The following is a 14748-nucleotide window of genomic DNA, read 5'->3' as shown; positions in this document are numbered from 1 at the left end:
TACCCTATCGTACTGATTAACGCTGCAGGTTGACGAGAACGTCCAGAAGGTCGGAACCAGCCTGGAACACCTTGGAGTTCGCGGTGTAGCTTTTCTGCGCCTCGATCATGTTCGTCAGTTCGGTCGCAAGGTCGACGTTGGATTCTTCCAGAGCACCGGATTGGATATAGCCGAAGCCGCCGGTCTGCGGGAAACCCGTCACCGTAACGCCGGACTCACCGTTGGCCGAATAGACGTTGCCGCTCTCAAGCGTCAGATTGTCGGGGCTTGCCACGGTCGCGAGCGGGATACGATAGAGAGCCTTGGTGGAGCTATCCTTGTAGACAGCATTGACCGTCCCGTCCTTGCCGATCGTGACGCTCGTCACCGGGTTCGGAGCCTGACCGTTCATCTTGCCGGTAGCGTTGAAGTCGGTGGCGACCTGGCTGAAGCCCGAGAAATCCATCGAAATGGTTTGCGTCGACGATCCGCTGCTGAAGTTGAGATCGAACGTTCCGCCTGATGTCAAAGCGCCGGTGTCGTCAAAATCCAGCTCCGTGCTGCCGACCAGGCCGTCGCCGCCATAAGGGAACGGAGTGTCGCCCGAAGCCGCATCAGCGTGATTGTAGACCGACACGTCCCACGTGTTGTCCGCTGTCTTGGTGTAATAGACGTCGAAGGTGACGGCATTGCCCTGGCTATCATAACCGGTGATCGAACTCTTGCTCGTGTCGCTGGTTACAGGTGCCGTATTGGAGGCTGGCAGGTTACCGGTTGCGATAGCGGCGTTGGAATTGAGGTTGCCTGACATCTCGCCAGTCGTCGTGGCGACGGCGGTCACGCCGTTCTGACTGACATTGACCGGCTCCAGGCCGCTGAAGCCGTTGACGACCACAGAAGGCGCCCCGGAGCTAGCGGGATAGCCCATCAGCGTGAAGCCGGCGGAATTGACGAGGTTGCCCGAGGAGTCCGCCGAAAAGTCACCGGAGCGGCTGAGGAATGTCTGTCCGGACGAGCTCTGGACGACGAAGAAGCCATTGCCCTGGATTGCGAGGTCGGTGTTCGAGGTCGTGTAGGAGATGTTGCCCTGCTGCGAGATAGCATGATGCACCGACGTTTCGACGCCGCCGGAATTGTAGCTGCCGGCCGAGGAAGGGAGGACGAGGGAGGAAAAGCTCGTCGATGCTTCTTTGTAGCCGGTGGTATTGGCGTTGGCGATGTTGTCAGAAACGGTACCCAAACGGTTCGCCTGGGCGTTCATCCCTGAAACCGCGGTTTTCATGCTGCCGAAAATGCTCATCTGGAATCCTCGTTTTCCTCGTAAAGCTGAGAGTATGGGGCGGGCCTTGCGTGAAGCTGTCTGAAAAGAGGAAAAGCCGGTCATCATGATGCAGCTTTTCGGAGATTGCTGCGACGCGTCCGCAGGAGCGCTCACGGGTCGCAGCAAGGGTAAGAGTTGGCGCACCCTTGCATCCGAACACCGCTATCGGTGTTCGGGAGAGCCGGCGTATAATTCTGGGGAACTGGGAGAAATTCTGGGAGGGAATTACACGCGGGATTCAAGCGTTGCTACGCCAAATCGCGGTCGATGGATCAATTCCAATCGATGCAGTAGCCAAGGAAGCGCTTGGAATCGACGGGATCGAAACCGAGCTTCTTGCGCAACTTCTTGCGCAGCTTGGAGATATGGCTTTCGACGACGTTTTCTTCGACTTCCTCGTCGAAGATGCCGTAGATCGCGTTGAAGATCTGCGTCTTGGTCACCCGGCGGCCGCGGTTGGAAATCAAATATTCCAGAATGCGACGCTCGCGCCGCGGCAGGGCGAAGACTTCGCCGTTGATCTCCGGATCACGGCCGTCGGCGAAGACGCGAATCGGACCGATATCGGTGTAGCTGGTGATCGCCTTGAGCCTCCGGCGGATTGCCGCTGCACGGGCAAGAATCTCACGGGGATGCACCGGCTTGCGCACGACATCGTCGACGCCGCAGTCAAAGAGCGCCAGCGTCGATTCCAACGAGGGCTGATCACTGACGGCAATGACGGGAGCTACCGACCGGTCGCGAATTGCCCGGGGCAATTCGTGCACATGCTGTCCCTGTCCGATCAGAAATGCTTCGACGGCGGCAATATCGCCGTCTGCAGCGGTCGTGACCCATTCGCCGAATTCCCGGGGATCGAACCCCGTCGACGGGATGCCTTCGCGCCCAAAGAGAGAAGTATAACCATCCTTAACGAGCTCTCGCTCATCAACCACTACGATCATTCGTCCGCCTCCGAATCAGTGTGGTGTTTCGATGACCTATGGGTACGAATCGGGCGAATCACGAACAACTGTCGGAAATGAGTGACGGGAATTAACAATTGATTAAGATTTGGGGGCCGATTTGCACTATATGTAGTGGGTACCTTGCGTTTTACACCGATAAAAAACTGGTTAGTTAGTATATTATGAATATATGTAATTCAGGCGATCTGCATGTTGTCAACCATGCCAAATAGGTTAGCGACGACGTACGAAAAGTCAGATACAACTTTCGGTTAGATTAATTCTGACAGAAGGTCGCCGCGTTGGGTGTCCATTTTCCATATCCGGTGGCAACCAGATTGGCGATGACACGGCAGACATAGACCTTCTGGGCGGGGTCGTTATTCGGGCCGGCGTGGTATCGCGCTACCGCCATCGTCCAGGTTTCATGCCTGTCATGGAGGTCGCGGAGGAACTTGGCAGCGTATTCCACATTGCGATGCGGGTCGAACATATCGGCAACGGAGGCGAAATTTTCGCCGTGAAAATACTGGTTGATCTGCATGCAACCGATATCGATCAGCTTTGCGCCGCTCTGTTTTGCCGCAACAAAGGTCTGCAGGGCGACGCCTTCGGATGGCGGGAAAACCGGCTTGCCTTCGATATTGAGGGCATAAGGATAGAGCGAGCCCTTGCGTCCGGTCTCTGTCAAACCGACCGAGTAGAGGATGCCTTCCGGTATTCCGAACTTCGCCGCAGCCGACTGGATTTCGCGCTCGCACAGGCCGGCGGCGCCGTTGTCTGGCGGAGCGCCGTTCGCGGAGGCAAAAACGTCAGAGGTAAACGTCGCCAGAGCGCAGGCGCTGAGCAGTGCCAGCAGCGCCATCTTCCGTGCCACGTTCGCTCGAACCGCGATTGCCGTCATTGCCATTTGCCTGCTGCCCTGAATAGCTCTGCCCCCTGGGTCGCGCGTCCCCGCCCTGCCCCTGGTTCAGCAGGGATTGCTGTTGGGACTGCCCCTGAAAGCCGGATTGCCTGCCGCTATCCGATTGCTGATCTGCGTTCGAAGCCAAGGTCACGGTGATATTGTCGACCTGATAGCCTTGGGCGCGCAACGCATCGACCATATGGCTCTGATCGGCGTGGAGCTGCCGATAGGCCTCGCTGGTCTGCACCTTGAGGTCGACACTCAATTGATCGCCGGAGAGCCGCATGGTGGCAGTGACTTGGCCTAAGTCGTTGGGGTGCAGTTGGATTTTGAGCGTATTGACGACCTTGCCGGTGCTTGTCCAGCTCGCCGCGTTGGAGAGCGCCGAAGCCGGCTGCATCGCACCCGACCACTCGCCGTCACCCGCCAAGGCGTTTGTGACGAGCGCCGCGTTGGAATTGGCAGCAAGACCGAGATAGCGGCGGGAATCGAGCACGGTAACGGTCTCTGCATTGCCGCCGCTTGATGCCTTGACATCGACCTGTGCCGTGTCGTCGCTGCTCGTTTTGCTGATCGACATCTCGAGTGCGCCGCCGCGGCCATCGGCGCGCACCAATCGGAAGGTCTGCGCAGTGGCTGTAGCGTCGGCAGCGACAGAAGGGGTTGTGTCGGCGTCCGTGGCATTCGCCGATGCATCCTTCAACGCCACATCGGCGAGTTTCGGCAAGGGCTGATCCGGCTCCGCCTGCGTTTTTGTGTCAGCGCCGGCAAACACATTTGCCGCGTTCTGCGGTGCGGCAGCGATTACACCGGCCGCCGTCTGCGGCACATTGAGAAGCGACAGCGCGTCCGAGGCTGCGCCGCTGGACTGCATGCCTTGGGTCGCCGAATCCTTACCGTCATCGTCTGTTGACGTCGTCTTGCTCGTCTTGCCCGGCGCCTGCGTCTTGCCGTCGCCATTGCTTTGCGCTGGCTGATTGCCGGCAATCACGTCCGCCAGTTGCTGCGCCGCAATATCATCGAGCTGATCCGAGGTCTGCGCCTGGGCCTGGCCCAGAATTTTGGCCGCATCCGCATTGCTGGCCGGGGTGGCCTGAGCCTTGTCGGCAGATGCTATATCTGTATCGACCTCAGCCGGCTTTTGAAGATCCACCAGCGATTTTGAAAGAGCGGCGTCTGCTCCCTGCGGGAGCTTGGCAACGCCAGGCTGCTTGGAGCCTTTGGCCAAGTCGGCGAGGGCGGCGATATTGGCCGCCGACGGATCGATCATGCCGGCTCCGATGCCGCTATCATCCGTCGCGGGTGCGGTCGCCGTCGGATCGCCTGCCGAATTTTTCACCGTATTTGCATCTGCATCGGTACCGCTATCGGTCCCCGTTGCCGCATCGGTCGTGTCCGTATCGTCCTGAGCGGTCGTGTCGGACTTTCGCCCATTGCCGCGCGAACTGGTCAGTGCATCCAGAAATCCTTTGCCGTCACTGTCATCCTGCTTGGCCGAACGCCCGCCTTTGGCAACAGCAACCAGATCGGCCCCGGGTGGGGCACTGGCGATACCGATATCCATCATGATCAATGACTTTCCTGCTTCAACAGGCCGTCGATGGCATCAAGCTTCGAGCGGCTCGTCGTGACGAATGCGTTGAATGAAGAGTCGGCCTCCTGCCTCCCTTCCTCCGGGGCGTGAGCCGCCTTTGCCGGGGCTCCCTCCTCAACACCCGCCGTGCCAGGGGACTTGGCCCCAGGTTGGTTCGTCACAGCAGCATCGTGTTCAGTATTTTCTTGATTAGGCAGATTAAGAGGTGAGACTTGCGTCAGGCTTGTCGGGTCCGGCGCACGCAGGATTTCGTCCGCCACCACCTTGGCGGCGTCGCGCAGAGCGCGGTCCTGCGCGTTCAATTCGCCGGCCGGCATCTGTTCGATGTTGCGCACCGCCGCCCCCAAATCGGGCGTCGACACGCCGGCAACGCCGCCATAAAAGCTCGCCAGCGCGCCGAACGCATCGCCGCCCTCGTTGGAAATGGCTTGCGCGCGACCGGAGGCGAGTGCGGCAAGATCGGCCTTGCCGGCGATCGCAGCGCGGCGGGCCATTCGCAGATAGATTTCCCGCTGCCTCGGCGGGTCCATGAAGGACAGGATATCGACGATATCCTGCTGCTTGACCTCACCGTCATGATCGACGACGAGTTGCACGAAGAGATTGGCGAACTGGCTGGCATAGGGCGAATGCAGGAAGCGCCTCGTGTAGCGCTGCGCATAGTCGAGACCCTGCGACACCATATTGGTGTCGGTGCACAGCGCAAGAGAGCGACGCAGCGCCGATTCCTCGACAATGGTGCCCGGCGACGTCAAGCGCGCCCAGTCATAGAACTTCAGGGCCGCCTTCGGATTTTTAGCGGACATAACGTTGCCGGCAACGAGCGAAAGATAAGGGCCGATCTTTTTGTCCCGATATTCCCTGGCAATATCTGCGAGCGTGTTGACCACCAGCAGTCCTTTGCCGTTCAGATATTTCCTCAACACGTCGGCAACGCGATTGTCGAAATTGCCGTTGAGGTCGCGGGACATCAGATATTCGAGCGTCGCAGGATTGCCGCCGCTCATCGCGTAAATCAACGCGGCATCGACGTTGCGGCTATCGTCGAAGGCGGATTTGTCGGCGGTGCGCAGGCGTTCGTCAATGGTCGACAGCATGAAACGCTGCATCTCGCCGGCCGAACTATCGCCCGCCACGACGGAGTCCTGAATGAATTCGAGCGAGCGCAGCATCTTATAGGGCGGCAGGTTGTCCGGCCCCTCGGCACCAGCGATCCCCGGCATGAAAATGCCGAGGGTCAAAGCGAGCGCGAGGCGATGACGATGCTGAAGGCGCGCCATGGACTATCCCTGTTTGCCTTGGCTCGGCTTGCCTTGGCCCTGTTTACCCTGCTTGCCTTGGCTCTGCTTACCCTGCACCGGTTTAACCGGCTCCTGATTGCCGCCATCGGTCTCACTCTTGGCGGCCTGGTTCGAAGCACCCTGAATCAGAATTTCGATGCGGCGGTTGGCGTCGTTGAAGGGATCGTCGGGCAGCTTCAGGCGGCGGTCGGCAAAGCCCGAAACCTGTGCAATCCGCTTCTCGTCCAGCCCGCCGTTGATGAGCATGTAATAGGCGCTCTGGGCGCGGTCGAGCGACAGGCGCCAATTGTCGTTGCGGCCGTCGACCATATAGGGACGCCCGTCGGTATGGCCGCGGATCAAGATCGAACCCTTGCGGTCCGCGAGAACCTTGCCGATCTTCGCCATCGCCAACACCATCTCCTGGCGTGGAACCGCCGAGCCGATGTTGAACATCGGGTCGTTGGTCTGATCGGAAATCGTCACGAGAAGACCGCCCTCTGCCGGCATCACCTGAAGGCCTTCGGCGAGCTGACCGGCAACGCCGCTGATCTGCTTCTGGATCGCCTGCTGCAGATCCTTGGCGTCCTGCTGCTGGTCTTTCGTCGGCGCGGCGTCCTTGTTCTGCTCGGCCACAGCGCTGCTTTCGGCTGTGGACGCATCGCTTTGTTCAGCCGCGGCGGTGCTGGCGCTCTGCTGGTACGCGGTTTGCTTTTCAGCCTGTTTGTTCTGCTGGTCCTTATCCGGGGTCTTCTGGTCCGTCAGCGCCTGCTGATCGCTCAGCGTCGGCTGCTCCTCCGGGTTTTGCAGCTGTGTGGCCGGCTGACCGGAATCGGCGGCAGTCGCCTTGGAAAGGGCAATCACTTCGCCCTTCGGAGACTGGTCGGATTTTGCGGCCTGTTCTTCGTCCGCCTTCTTCGAAGCACTGGAGACCTGAACCTGCTTTGTCCAGAAATCCGGATCGAAGGGATCGCGATAGGCCTGGCCGCCATCCGCGCCGGTGGCGGGACCCGACTGGGCAGCGCCCCCCTCACCCTTGGCGCTGACATTGGCCTGCTGACCGACCTGCTGGGCGATTTCGGCCAGAACCGAATAGGGGTTTTCGAAGAAATCGGCTTCGGAATAATTGGTCTGATCGCCCGACGTCGAAGTCTGGTCCTCGCCGGTCTTGGCGGACTTGCCGTCGTTCGGATTGTCTTCCTTGTTCTTCGACTTCGCCTGGTTCTTCTGCCCGTCCGCCTTGTCGACGGGTTTCTTCAATCCTTTTTCGGTCGGCTTTTCGTCGGCAAGCTTGATCGGATTGAAATAGGAGGCAACAGAGGCCTTCGTCTCTTCGTTTGCAGCATTCACCAGCCACATTACCAGAAAGAAGGCCATCATCGCCGTCATGAAGTCGGCATAGGCGATCTTCCATGCGCCGCCATGGCCGCCTTCATGATCACCGCCGCCATGCCGTTTGACGATGATAATTTCGTGTTTGCCCTGGTTCTGATCGCCGTCGCTCATTTCAGAATCTCTTTCAGACTAGCGGCCCAGGCAGACATGCGGGTGACGAGAACGCTCTCCCCGATCGTTACGGTGAGATCGACATCGCGAGCCTCGGTGTGGCGTAGCAAAACGCCGTTTTGGCCGAGGCTGGCATGCAGGACTTCAAAGAGATGGCGGGGGCCGCTGACCGTAATCGGGCCTGCCGCGCCATCGAGAATCGCCGCCGTCACCCGTTCAGCGAGATCGGCGACGGCCCTGGCCGTCAGCGCTTCGGTCATGATCGGCGCGAGTGCGACAGCAGCCTCCGCGCTGATCGCCTGCCCGAGCGTCGTGGCGAGCTGCGTCAATCCGTTGACAATCCTCTCGGCCGCGCGCTCCTCATACCGGGCGCGCAAGGCGTCCATCTCGCCTCGATGTGTGTCGGCGATCGTCGCCAGCTCGGCCTGATGCTTTTGCTCCAATTCCTGCGTTGCGGCTTCGTGCCCCTGCGCATAGGCTTCGCGGCGTTCCGCCTCGATATCGATCAGCGGCGCTGTCGGCGTTTCGGGAAAGTCCAAAGTCTCTTCGAACGGCATATCCGGCATTGCAGGGGATGGCGTCGGCTCACTGAAATCCTTGAGATAGCGGGATAGTGTCGGGCTCATACTGACATCCTCCCCTTTTCATCCGCAGAAGGCCGCGAGCTCATTTCCCGACAGGCCTCTTGAATTCCCATGCTCAAAACGTCGATCATCACGCTTCCGGTTTCCGTCCTGCGGCTATGCTTTGCGGACGTAACGCCGAACGTCACCCGAAAATAGCGCAGCCATGCCATTGCGATGGACCGTAGGGGGTCAAACTTGTGCGAGGATGAATGCGGCAGGCGCGAGCCTCTTGGCCGCGCCGACCCGGAATTCACTTTGCCTGAAGCAGGATCAACATCTTGCTCGACATGGTGTTGGCGATCGACAGCGCCTGAATGCCCATCTGCTGCGCCGTTTGCAGCGCGCTTTGGCGCGCGGATGCCTCTTCCATGTTGGTATCGACAAGATTGCCGACGCTGGTCTTGATGGCATCGCTGAGCTTCGAAATGTAATCGGACTGATCGTCGATGCGGGATTTCATGACGCCCAGCGTCGAATCCGCTGATGTCACCTGCTTCAGGATCGAGTTCGTGACGTTGATCATATCGGTGAGTTGATCGTCGGTCGTGCTGTCGGAAATCGAAATTTCAGTGCCGTCGGATGGCGGCGTGCCGGAATCTGCAGCAAGGAGATAATAGTTGCGGGACGTCGACGTTCCACCGGATGTATCGAACGTGCTGGCATCGGTGTTCTTCGTCAGAAGTCCGCGGCTCGCCTCAGAGGTGTCGATCATCAGGGTCTGCGAACTGTCGTAATTGATCGTTACAAGATTGACTTGGCCGCTCGAACCGCGCGTAAAATTGCTGATGACGGATTGCTCGGTATCGGGCTGCGCATCGGCGTTGTAGAGCCAGTTCTCACCGGAGAAGGACGCGGATTGGGTGACTGACTGCAACTGGTTCTTGAGCTGCTGAATGTCCGCATTAACCGCGGTCTTGTCGGTGCCCGGCTCCTTGGCGGAAACCAGTTTGGCCTGAATTTGGGTCACGAGATTGACGACCGAATCCATGGCGGTGGAGGCGGTATCGACCTTCGAGGCGCCGAGGCCGAGCGCGTCGCTGATGGTGGAAAGACTGCTCTGGTCCGATTGCATCGTCTTCGACATCGACCAATAGGTCGGATCCTCGCTCGCGTTCTCGACGCGATACCCGGACGAAACCTGTTCCTGCACGACGCCAAGATCTTTGTTGACGCCGCGCAATACGGTCAGCGCGGCCAAAGAGGCGGGGTTGGTCGTCACATTGCTCATCGGAAAATCCGTAATTCTATTGGGAACGGCAGACCGGACCGATCCGGCAGCAACGAATGGCCTCATGCCTGCCAGCGGGAATGATCCCAACGCGGCCCGTCGCTAGATAAAGCCCTGCGGCTCCAACGAAATTGGTTGGACACCGGGGCTCTGCGCAGATACTGCAAATCAGTACCCGGGACGCTAACAAAAGCCTATGCGCGGCGGCAAGAGAGAAATGCCGCCGCGCTTTCCCAACGTAAGCTCCGGTCAAGGCTCACTTGAAGAGCGCCAGAACGTTCTGCGCGCTGTTGTTGGCGATCTGCAGCGACTGGATCGCCAATTGCTGCTGGGTCTGCAGCGCCGAGAGCTTGCTCGATTCCTCTTCCATGTTCGCATCGACAAGCTTGCCGACGCCGGAGTCGATCGTGTCGCTCAGCGTTGAAACGAAGCTTGTCTGCAGGTCGATGCGGGTCGACAGCGAGCCAAGCTGCGAAGCAGTGCTCGTCATCGTATTGAGGGACGACTGCACCAGGTTCATCGCCTGGGAGATGTCGCCGCTCGTCATGTTGGTAATATCGAGGCTGAAGACGGAATAGGCGATGCCGTTGATATCCTGTGTGGTGCCGAGGATGCCGGAGCTCGTATCGATCGTGCCGTCGGCATTGGCGCCGAACATCACGTTGCCTTGCGATCCCGTATCGAACGTATAGCTGGTGCTGTTGACCGCGACGGTGCCGTCGTTGTTGCGGACAAAGGAGGAGACGACAGACGCAGAGGCGCCGTTGGCTCCGATCATCCAGTTCTGCCCGGAGAAGGAAGCGGACTGCGCGATGCTCTCAAGCTGCTGCTGGAGCTGCGAAATCTCCTCCTGAACGTCAGCCTTGTCGACGCTGTTTTCCGTTGCCGCGACAAGCTTGTCCTTGATCTGCTCGACGACACTGATGGAATTGTCCATTGCCGTATAGGCGGTGTCGACCTTGGCGGCACCTAGACCCAGCGCGTCGGAGACGGCCGAAAGGGCGCTGTTGTCGGAGCGCATGGTGGTTGCGATCGACCAATAGGCGGCGTTGTCGGAGGCTTTGGCGACGCGATAGCCGGAGGAAACGCGGTTTTGAGTATCTTCCAGATTATTGTTGATCGAGCGCAGAGTCTGGAGAGCAGACATTGCCGCATCGTTGGTCAAAATGCTGGTCATGGAGAAGTGCCCCTTGTGGCTGAAATTGGAAGGGACATTCCGGTCTTCGGCCGGGAACGGCAGTCAGCGTCATGCCTGTTAACCGGCTCTTAGGAGAAGTTAACCAACCGTTGCGTTAGCCGCAGATGACAACATTAGGCTTAATAAAAGGTTAACGGCAAAACCGGAAAGTTAACAAAATCATATATCCTGAAAGGCTAACCGCGCATCAGGTCAGCTTCGCGCCACCTTGGGCGGCATAAGATTGGCACGATCGGACGACTGTCCCGCCGGAAACGGTGTGAACGCGACGTCGACAATTCAGCCAATGCGGGATCGGCATGCTAAGTTTACAAGACGGCGAATTGCCGTGGGACAGCCCTCGTCAACGAACAAGCCTCGACCCCGACGACTGGCAAATCCTGCGCAAGCAGGGTCACCAGATGCTGGACGACATGCTCAACCATTTGGCAACGCTCTCCGAGAAGCCCGTCTGGCAACCGGCCCCATTGCCCGCGCGCACCCTGTTCGACGCGCCGCTGCCGGTCGAACCGACTGCTATGGCGGATGTCCATGCCATATTCCGCGACAACATCCTTCCCTATGGCAGCGGCAATATCCACCCGGGATTCATGGGCTGGGTGCAGGGCGGCGGAACCGTTGCCGGCATGTTGGCGGAGATGCTGGCCGGCGGTCTGAACGCCAATCTCGGCGGGCGCGACCATATGCCGATCGAGGTCGAGCGTCAGATTATCCGCTGGACGCGGCAAATATTCTCATTTCCCGATACCGCTGGCGGCCTGTTCCTGACCGGCGCCTCGCAAGCCAATTTTGTCGCCGTCCTGCTCGCGCTAGGCAGAAAACTCGGTGCAGATGTCCGCGCAAAAGGCCTGTCGAACGGGGCACGACTGGTGGCCTACGCATCGAACGAAGTGCATGGCTGCGTCCCACGCGCCTGCGAAATGTCCGGCATCGGCAGCGATCAGCTCAGGCGTATCCCGGCCAACTCGGCCGGCCAGATCGATATTGCTGCCCTCGAACGTGCCATCATACGCGACAACAACGAAGGACATACGCCCTTCCTGATTATAGGAAGCGCGGGGACGGTGAACACCGGAGCGATCGACGATCTCACCGCCTTGCGCAGTATCGCCAACGCCCATGATCTGCATTTTCACGTCGACGGCGCGCTGGGGGCCTTAGGCATCCTGTGCGATGATCTGGCGCATCTCTTCACTGGCATCCAGTCCTGCGATTCACTCGCGTTCGATTTCCACAAATGGGGCCAGGTGCCGTACGACGCTGGCTTCCTGCTCGTCAGGGACAGCACTTGGCAGCGCCAGACGTTTGCTTCGGACGCGGCGTATCTCAGCCGTGCGGCGTCTGGCCTGGCTGGCGGCGACTGGTGGCCTTGCGACTATGGCCCGGACCTGTCACGCGGCTTCCGCGCACTCAAAACCTGGTTCACCCTCAAGACCTATGGCCTCAAGGCACTAGGAGATTCGATGGCTGCCAACTGTGCTCTGGCGCGCGGTCTGGCGGGCCGTATCGAACGGGAACCGGCCTTGCGGCTCCTCGCGCCGGTCGCGCTCAACATCGTCTGCTTTGCCTATGTCGGCCCCGGCGGTGACGCGCCGCCGCAGGTCAATGCACGGATCATCGAACATCTCCACGCCGAAGGGCGCGTTGCCCCTTCCCTCACCCACTTCAACGGACAACCGGCAATCCGCGCCGCAATCGTCAATCATCGCACGCAGCAGGCGGATATCGACGCGCTGATTGACGGGGTTCTGAAACTCGGTTCTCGACAGGATTTGCTCCAATGCTGATGACATCCGGCCTCGTGGCCGATCGCGCCCCTGACGAAATCGGAGGCGCCAACCGAATTCTGGGCATGCAGAGGATCGTGTCGCTTATCTATGCGGGGGCGGACGTGACGCCGCTCTGGAACGAGCTGATGCAACGCGTCGGGGCCGACGGCACTGATGCGGCGGCGATCTTCGACCTGGCGACGATCCTGCAGACGCTTAACCGCGCCGAGGAGGCTCAACAGGTCCTGCGGGGCGCGGTGGACCTGAGCCGCAATTTTTGCATCGTCCATGGGAATGGACGGGGACCTCGGCTGCTGGCCTTCGTGACGCCGGGGAATTTCATGGCGAATACGCCGCTGGATTTCCTGCTGGCGGATAGCGACTGCGTGCTTTGGCTACATTATGTGGATACCGAAACGACCGCGCTGGCGGACTTGCCGGATCACGACGTTGCATTCATGGCGATCGGCGAATCGACGGAAAACGCCCCCGTGCTCGAACGGATGCAGAAGCTGCTGGCCGATTTCAACGGCCCGATCATGAACGATGATCCGGAACTGATCAGCCGCCTGACACGCGATGGCGTCAGCGGCATGCTGGCCAACGAGCCCTCCATTCTGTCGCCGAGCACGCATCGCATATCTCGCGGAGATCTTATTGCTATCGGTGCCGGCACAAAGATTCTGGATGAATGCGCACCGGGGCTGTCGTTTCCGCTGGTCGTTCGTCCGATCAGCACCCATGCCGGCAACGGAATGGAGCGCATCGCCGACATCTCGGAACTGTCCGCGTGGATTGCCACGCAGCCGGCTCCCGAACTCTATGTGGCTCCCTTCATCGATTTCCGCGGGCCGGACGGCCTCTACAACAAGCAACGCATCGTATTCATCGACGGGAAGGCTTTCGCCAGCCATATGGCGCTCTCCGACCATTGGATCGTGCACTATCTGAGCGCCGGCATGGCGGAAAGCCCGGCGAAGCGCGCTGTCGAACAGGCTTGGATGGAGAATTTCGATACGGATTTCGCAATCCGCCACAAGGAGAGTTTCGAGGCTCTCTATCGCCACATAGGGCTTGATTATTTCGGCATCGACTGCGCGGAGCTTCCCGACGGACGTCTGCTGGTGTTTGAACTCGACGTGGCGATGGTCGTCCATAACATGGATAGTGCCGCCGTCTATCCCTACAAGCAGGTTGCCATGCGCAAGCTGTTTGATGGCTTCATCGATGCCGTGCGCAACAGAAAGATCGGCGGGGGCACGAACGGGGCCTGAGCAAACCGCCCTGTTCACCGAGAGCAACAAGACGATAGAGGCTCCCTGAAATGCAAAACCGCGCCTCTTGGGAAGGCGCGGTAGATCTTTGTTTCGGAATTTCGACCGGCGCCATGCGCCGGCTCTTCCTATTAACGGAACAGCGACAGGATGTTCTGCGAAGAGGAGTTGGCAATTGAGAGCGACTGGACGGCGAGCTGCTGCTGCGTCTGCAGAGCAGAGAGCTTGCTCGATTCCTGTTCCATGTCGGCATCGACGAGCTTGCCAACACCCGATTCGATCGAGTCCTTCAGCGACGAAGCAAAGCTCGTCTGCAGGTCGATACGGGTCGAAATGGAGCCGAGGCGCGAACCCATGCTGGTCATGGAGTTCAGAGCGGTCTGAACCATGTTGAGAGCGCTGGAGATCTGGCCGCCGGTCATGCCGGTGATATCGAGGCTGAAGACCGAGGCACCGACCGTGCTGTCCACGGTGCCGAGAATGCCGGACGTGGTGTCGATCGTGCCGGAATTCGAGCCGAACAGAACGTTGCCCGTCGCGCCGGTGTTGAAAGCGTAGGACGTGGTGCTGACCGAAACGGTGCCGTTGGTGCCGCGGATGAAGGAGGAAACAACCGAAGCGGAGTCGTTGGCGGCAGCCACAACCCAGTTTTCGCCGTTGAACGAAGCGGACTGAGCAACGCTCTGAAGCTGCTGCTGCAACTGACCGATTTCTTCCTGAACCTGACCCTTGTCGACCGAACCTTCCATGGCGGTTACAAGCTTGGACTTGACCTGGCTAACGATGTCGAGGGCGCTCGTGACGGCGGTGGTTGCCGTGTCGACCTTGGCGGCACCGAGGCCGAGGGCGTCGGAGACCGCGCCGATAGCGCTGTCGTCGGACTGCATCGTGGTGCCGATCGACCAATAGGCGGCGTTGTCGGAAGCCTTGGAGATGCGCAGGCCGGAAGAAACGGCATTCTGAGTGCTCTGCAAGTCATTGTTGATGCCGCGCAGCGTCTGCAGGGCGGACATTGCAGCGTTGTTGGTAAGGATGCTCGTCATAATATTTTGCCCCTTTGGCAGCGGTTAATTAAGGGACATTCCGGACCTAAAAACCGGTAACGGCACTCAGCATCAT

The 14748-nt window shown here is 59.5% G+C and carries 12 protein-coding genes; 2 read left to right on the top strand and 10 right to left on the bottom strand.

All coding sequences use genetic code 11. The annotated features are described in order from the left end of the window. Nucleotides 1-16 precede the first annotated feature (16 nt). From K290_RS0106935 to K290_RS0106895, 9 genes are all read right to left on the bottom strand, one after another. Complete coding sequence (locus K290_RS0106935) at nucleotides 17-1279, bottom strand: flagellar hook protein FlgE (RefSeq protein WP_028751220.1); 1263 nt, start codon at nucleotides 1277-1279, stop codon at nucleotides 17-19. 293 nt (nucleotides 1280-1572) lie between these two features. Then, a complete protein-coding gene (gene rem, locus K290_RS0106930) occupies nucleotides 1573-2244 on the bottom strand; it encodes a transcriptional activator Rem (protein ID WP_028751219.1) in 672 nt (223 codons plus the stop codon). 280 nt (nucleotides 2245-2524) lie between these two features. Next, on the bottom strand, nucleotides 2525-3112 hold the full coding sequence (locus tag K290_RS0106925; RefSeq protein ID WP_028751218.1) for a transglycosylase SLT domain-containing protein: 588 nt from the start codon (nucleotides 3110-3112) through the stop codon (nucleotides 2525-2527). Next, on the bottom strand, nucleotides 3060-4721 hold the full coding sequence (fliK, locus tag K290_RS0106920) for a flagellar hook-length control protein FliK (protein WP_028751217.1): 1662 nt from the start codon (nucleotides 4719-4721) through the stop codon (nucleotides 3060-3062). Before fliK ends, K290_RS0106925 begins: the two co-directional genes overlap by 53 nt. Before the next feature lie 2 nt (nucleotides 4722-4723). Further along, nucleotides 4724-6028 carry a chemotaxis protein MotC gene (motC, locus tag K290_RS0106915; protein ID WP_028751216.1) on the bottom strand — a complete coding sequence of 435 codons (1305 nt, stop codon included), beginning with the start codon at nucleotides 6026-6028 and terminating at the stop codon, nucleotides 4724-4726. A 3-nt stretch (nucleotides 6029-6031) separates the two neighbouring features. Continuing rightward, a complete protein-coding gene (locus tag K290_RS0106910) occupies nucleotides 6032-7534 on the bottom strand; it encodes a MotB family protein (protein WP_028751215.1) in 1503 nt (500 codons plus the stop codon). Then, nucleotides 7531-8160 (bottom strand): FliH/SctL family protein, encoded by a 630-nt coding sequence (locus K290_RS0106905; RefSeq protein WP_028751214.1) that lies wholly within the window; start codon nucleotides 8158-8160, stop codon nucleotides 7531-7533. Before K290_RS0106905 ends, K290_RS0106910 begins: the two co-directional genes overlap by 4 nt. Before the next feature lie 250 nt (nucleotides 8161-8410). Continuing rightward, nucleotides 8411-9388: a flagellin N-terminal helical domain-containing protein gene (locus tag K290_RS0106900; protein ID WP_028751213.1), complete on the bottom strand. Its 978-nt coding sequence runs from the start codon at nucleotides 9386-9388 to the stop codon at nucleotides 8411-8413. A 256-nt stretch (nucleotides 9389-9644) separates the two neighbouring features. Then, nucleotides 9645-10565, bottom strand: coding sequence for a flagellin N-terminal helical domain-containing protein (locus tag K290_RS0106895; protein WP_028751212.1), 921 nt, complete (start codon nucleotides 10563-10565; stop codon nucleotides 9645-9647). 320 nt (nucleotides 10566-10885) lie between these two features. Between K290_RS0106895 and K290_RS0106890 the strand changes: the two genes are divergently transcribed. Both K290_RS0106890 and K290_RS0106885 read left to right on the top strand, forming a co-directional pair. Then, nucleotides 10886-12373 (top strand): pyridoxal phosphate-dependent decarboxylase family protein, encoded by a 1488-nt coding sequence (locus K290_RS0106890; RefSeq protein ID WP_028751211.1) that lies wholly within the window; start codon nucleotides 10886-10888, stop codon nucleotides 12371-12373. Beyond that, nucleotides 12367-13629, top strand: a complete 1263-nt coding sequence (locus tag K290_RS0106885) for an ATP-grasp domain-containing protein (protein WP_028751210.1) — start codon at nucleotides 12367-12369, stop codon at nucleotides 13627-13629. Before K290_RS0106890 ends, K290_RS0106885 begins: the two co-directional genes overlap by 7 nt. Nucleotides 13630-13760: 131 nt before the next feature. On the opposite strand, the gene K290_RS0106880 is transcribed toward K290_RS0106885, so the two are convergent. Next, nucleotides 13761-14672, bottom strand: coding sequence for a flagellin N-terminal helical domain-containing protein (locus K290_RS0106880; protein WP_028751209.1), 912 nt, complete (start codon nucleotides 14670-14672; stop codon nucleotides 13761-13763). Nucleotides 14673-14748: the final 76 nt, after the last annotated feature.

It is taken from the genome of Rhizobium leucaenae USDA 9039, from assembly GCF_000426285.1.
In the GTDB taxonomy this organism is placed as follows: domain Bacteria; phylum Pseudomonadota; class Alphaproteobacteria; order Rhizobiales; family Rhizobiaceae; genus Rhizobium; species Rhizobium leucaenae.
The sequence above is the reverse complement of the archived record's forward strand: the minus strand, read 5'-3'. Positions and strand labels throughout refer to the sequence as shown.

Bases quoted from the DNA above. Each gene is read 5' to 3' on its own strand.
- K290_RS0106935 (WP_028751220.1), bottom strand. From the start codon at position 1,279: ATGAGCATTTTCGGCAGCATGAAAACCGCGGTTTCAGGGATGAACGCC.
- rem (WP_028751219.1), bottom strand. From the start codon at position 2,244: ATGATCGTAGTGGTTGATGAGCGAGAGCTCGTTAAGGATGGTTATACT.
- K290_RS0106925 (WP_028751218.1), bottom strand. From the start codon at position 3,112: ATGGCGCTGCTGGCACTGCTCAGCGCCTGCGCTCTGGCGACGTTTACC.
- fliK (WP_028751217.1), bottom strand. From the start codon at position 4,721: ATGATGGATATCGGTATCGCCAGTGCCCCACCCGGGGCCGATCTGGTT.
- motC (WP_028751216.1), bottom strand. From the start codon at position 6,028: ATGGCGCGCCTTCAGCATCGTCATCGCCTCGCGCTCGCTTTGACCCTC.
- K290_RS0106910 (WP_028751215.1), bottom strand. From the start codon at position 7,534: ATGAGCGACGGCGATCAGAACCAGGGCAAACACGAAATTATCATCGTC.
- K290_RS0106905 (WP_028751214.1), bottom strand. From the start codon at position 8,160: ATGAGCCCGACACTATCCCGCTATCTCAAGGATTTCAGTGAGCCGACG.
- K290_RS0106900 (WP_028751213.1), bottom strand. From the start codon at position 9,388: ATGAGCAATGTGACGACCAACCCCGCCTCTTTGGCCGCGCTGACCGTA.
- K290_RS0106895 (WP_028751212.1), bottom strand. From the start codon at position 10,565: ATGACCAGCATTTTGACCAACGATGCGGCAATGTCTGCTCTCCAGACT.
- K290_RS0106890 (WP_028751211.1), top strand. From the start codon at position 10,886: ATGCTAAGTTTACAAGACGGCGAATTGCCGTGGGACAGCCCTCGTCAA.
- K290_RS0106885 (WP_028751210.1), top strand. From the start codon at position 12,367: ATGCTGATGACATCCGGCCTCGTGGCCGATCGCGCCCCTGACGAAATC.
- K290_RS0106880 (WP_028751209.1), bottom strand. From the start codon at position 14,672: ATGACGAGCATCCTTACCAACAACGCTGCAATGTCCGCCCTGCAGACG.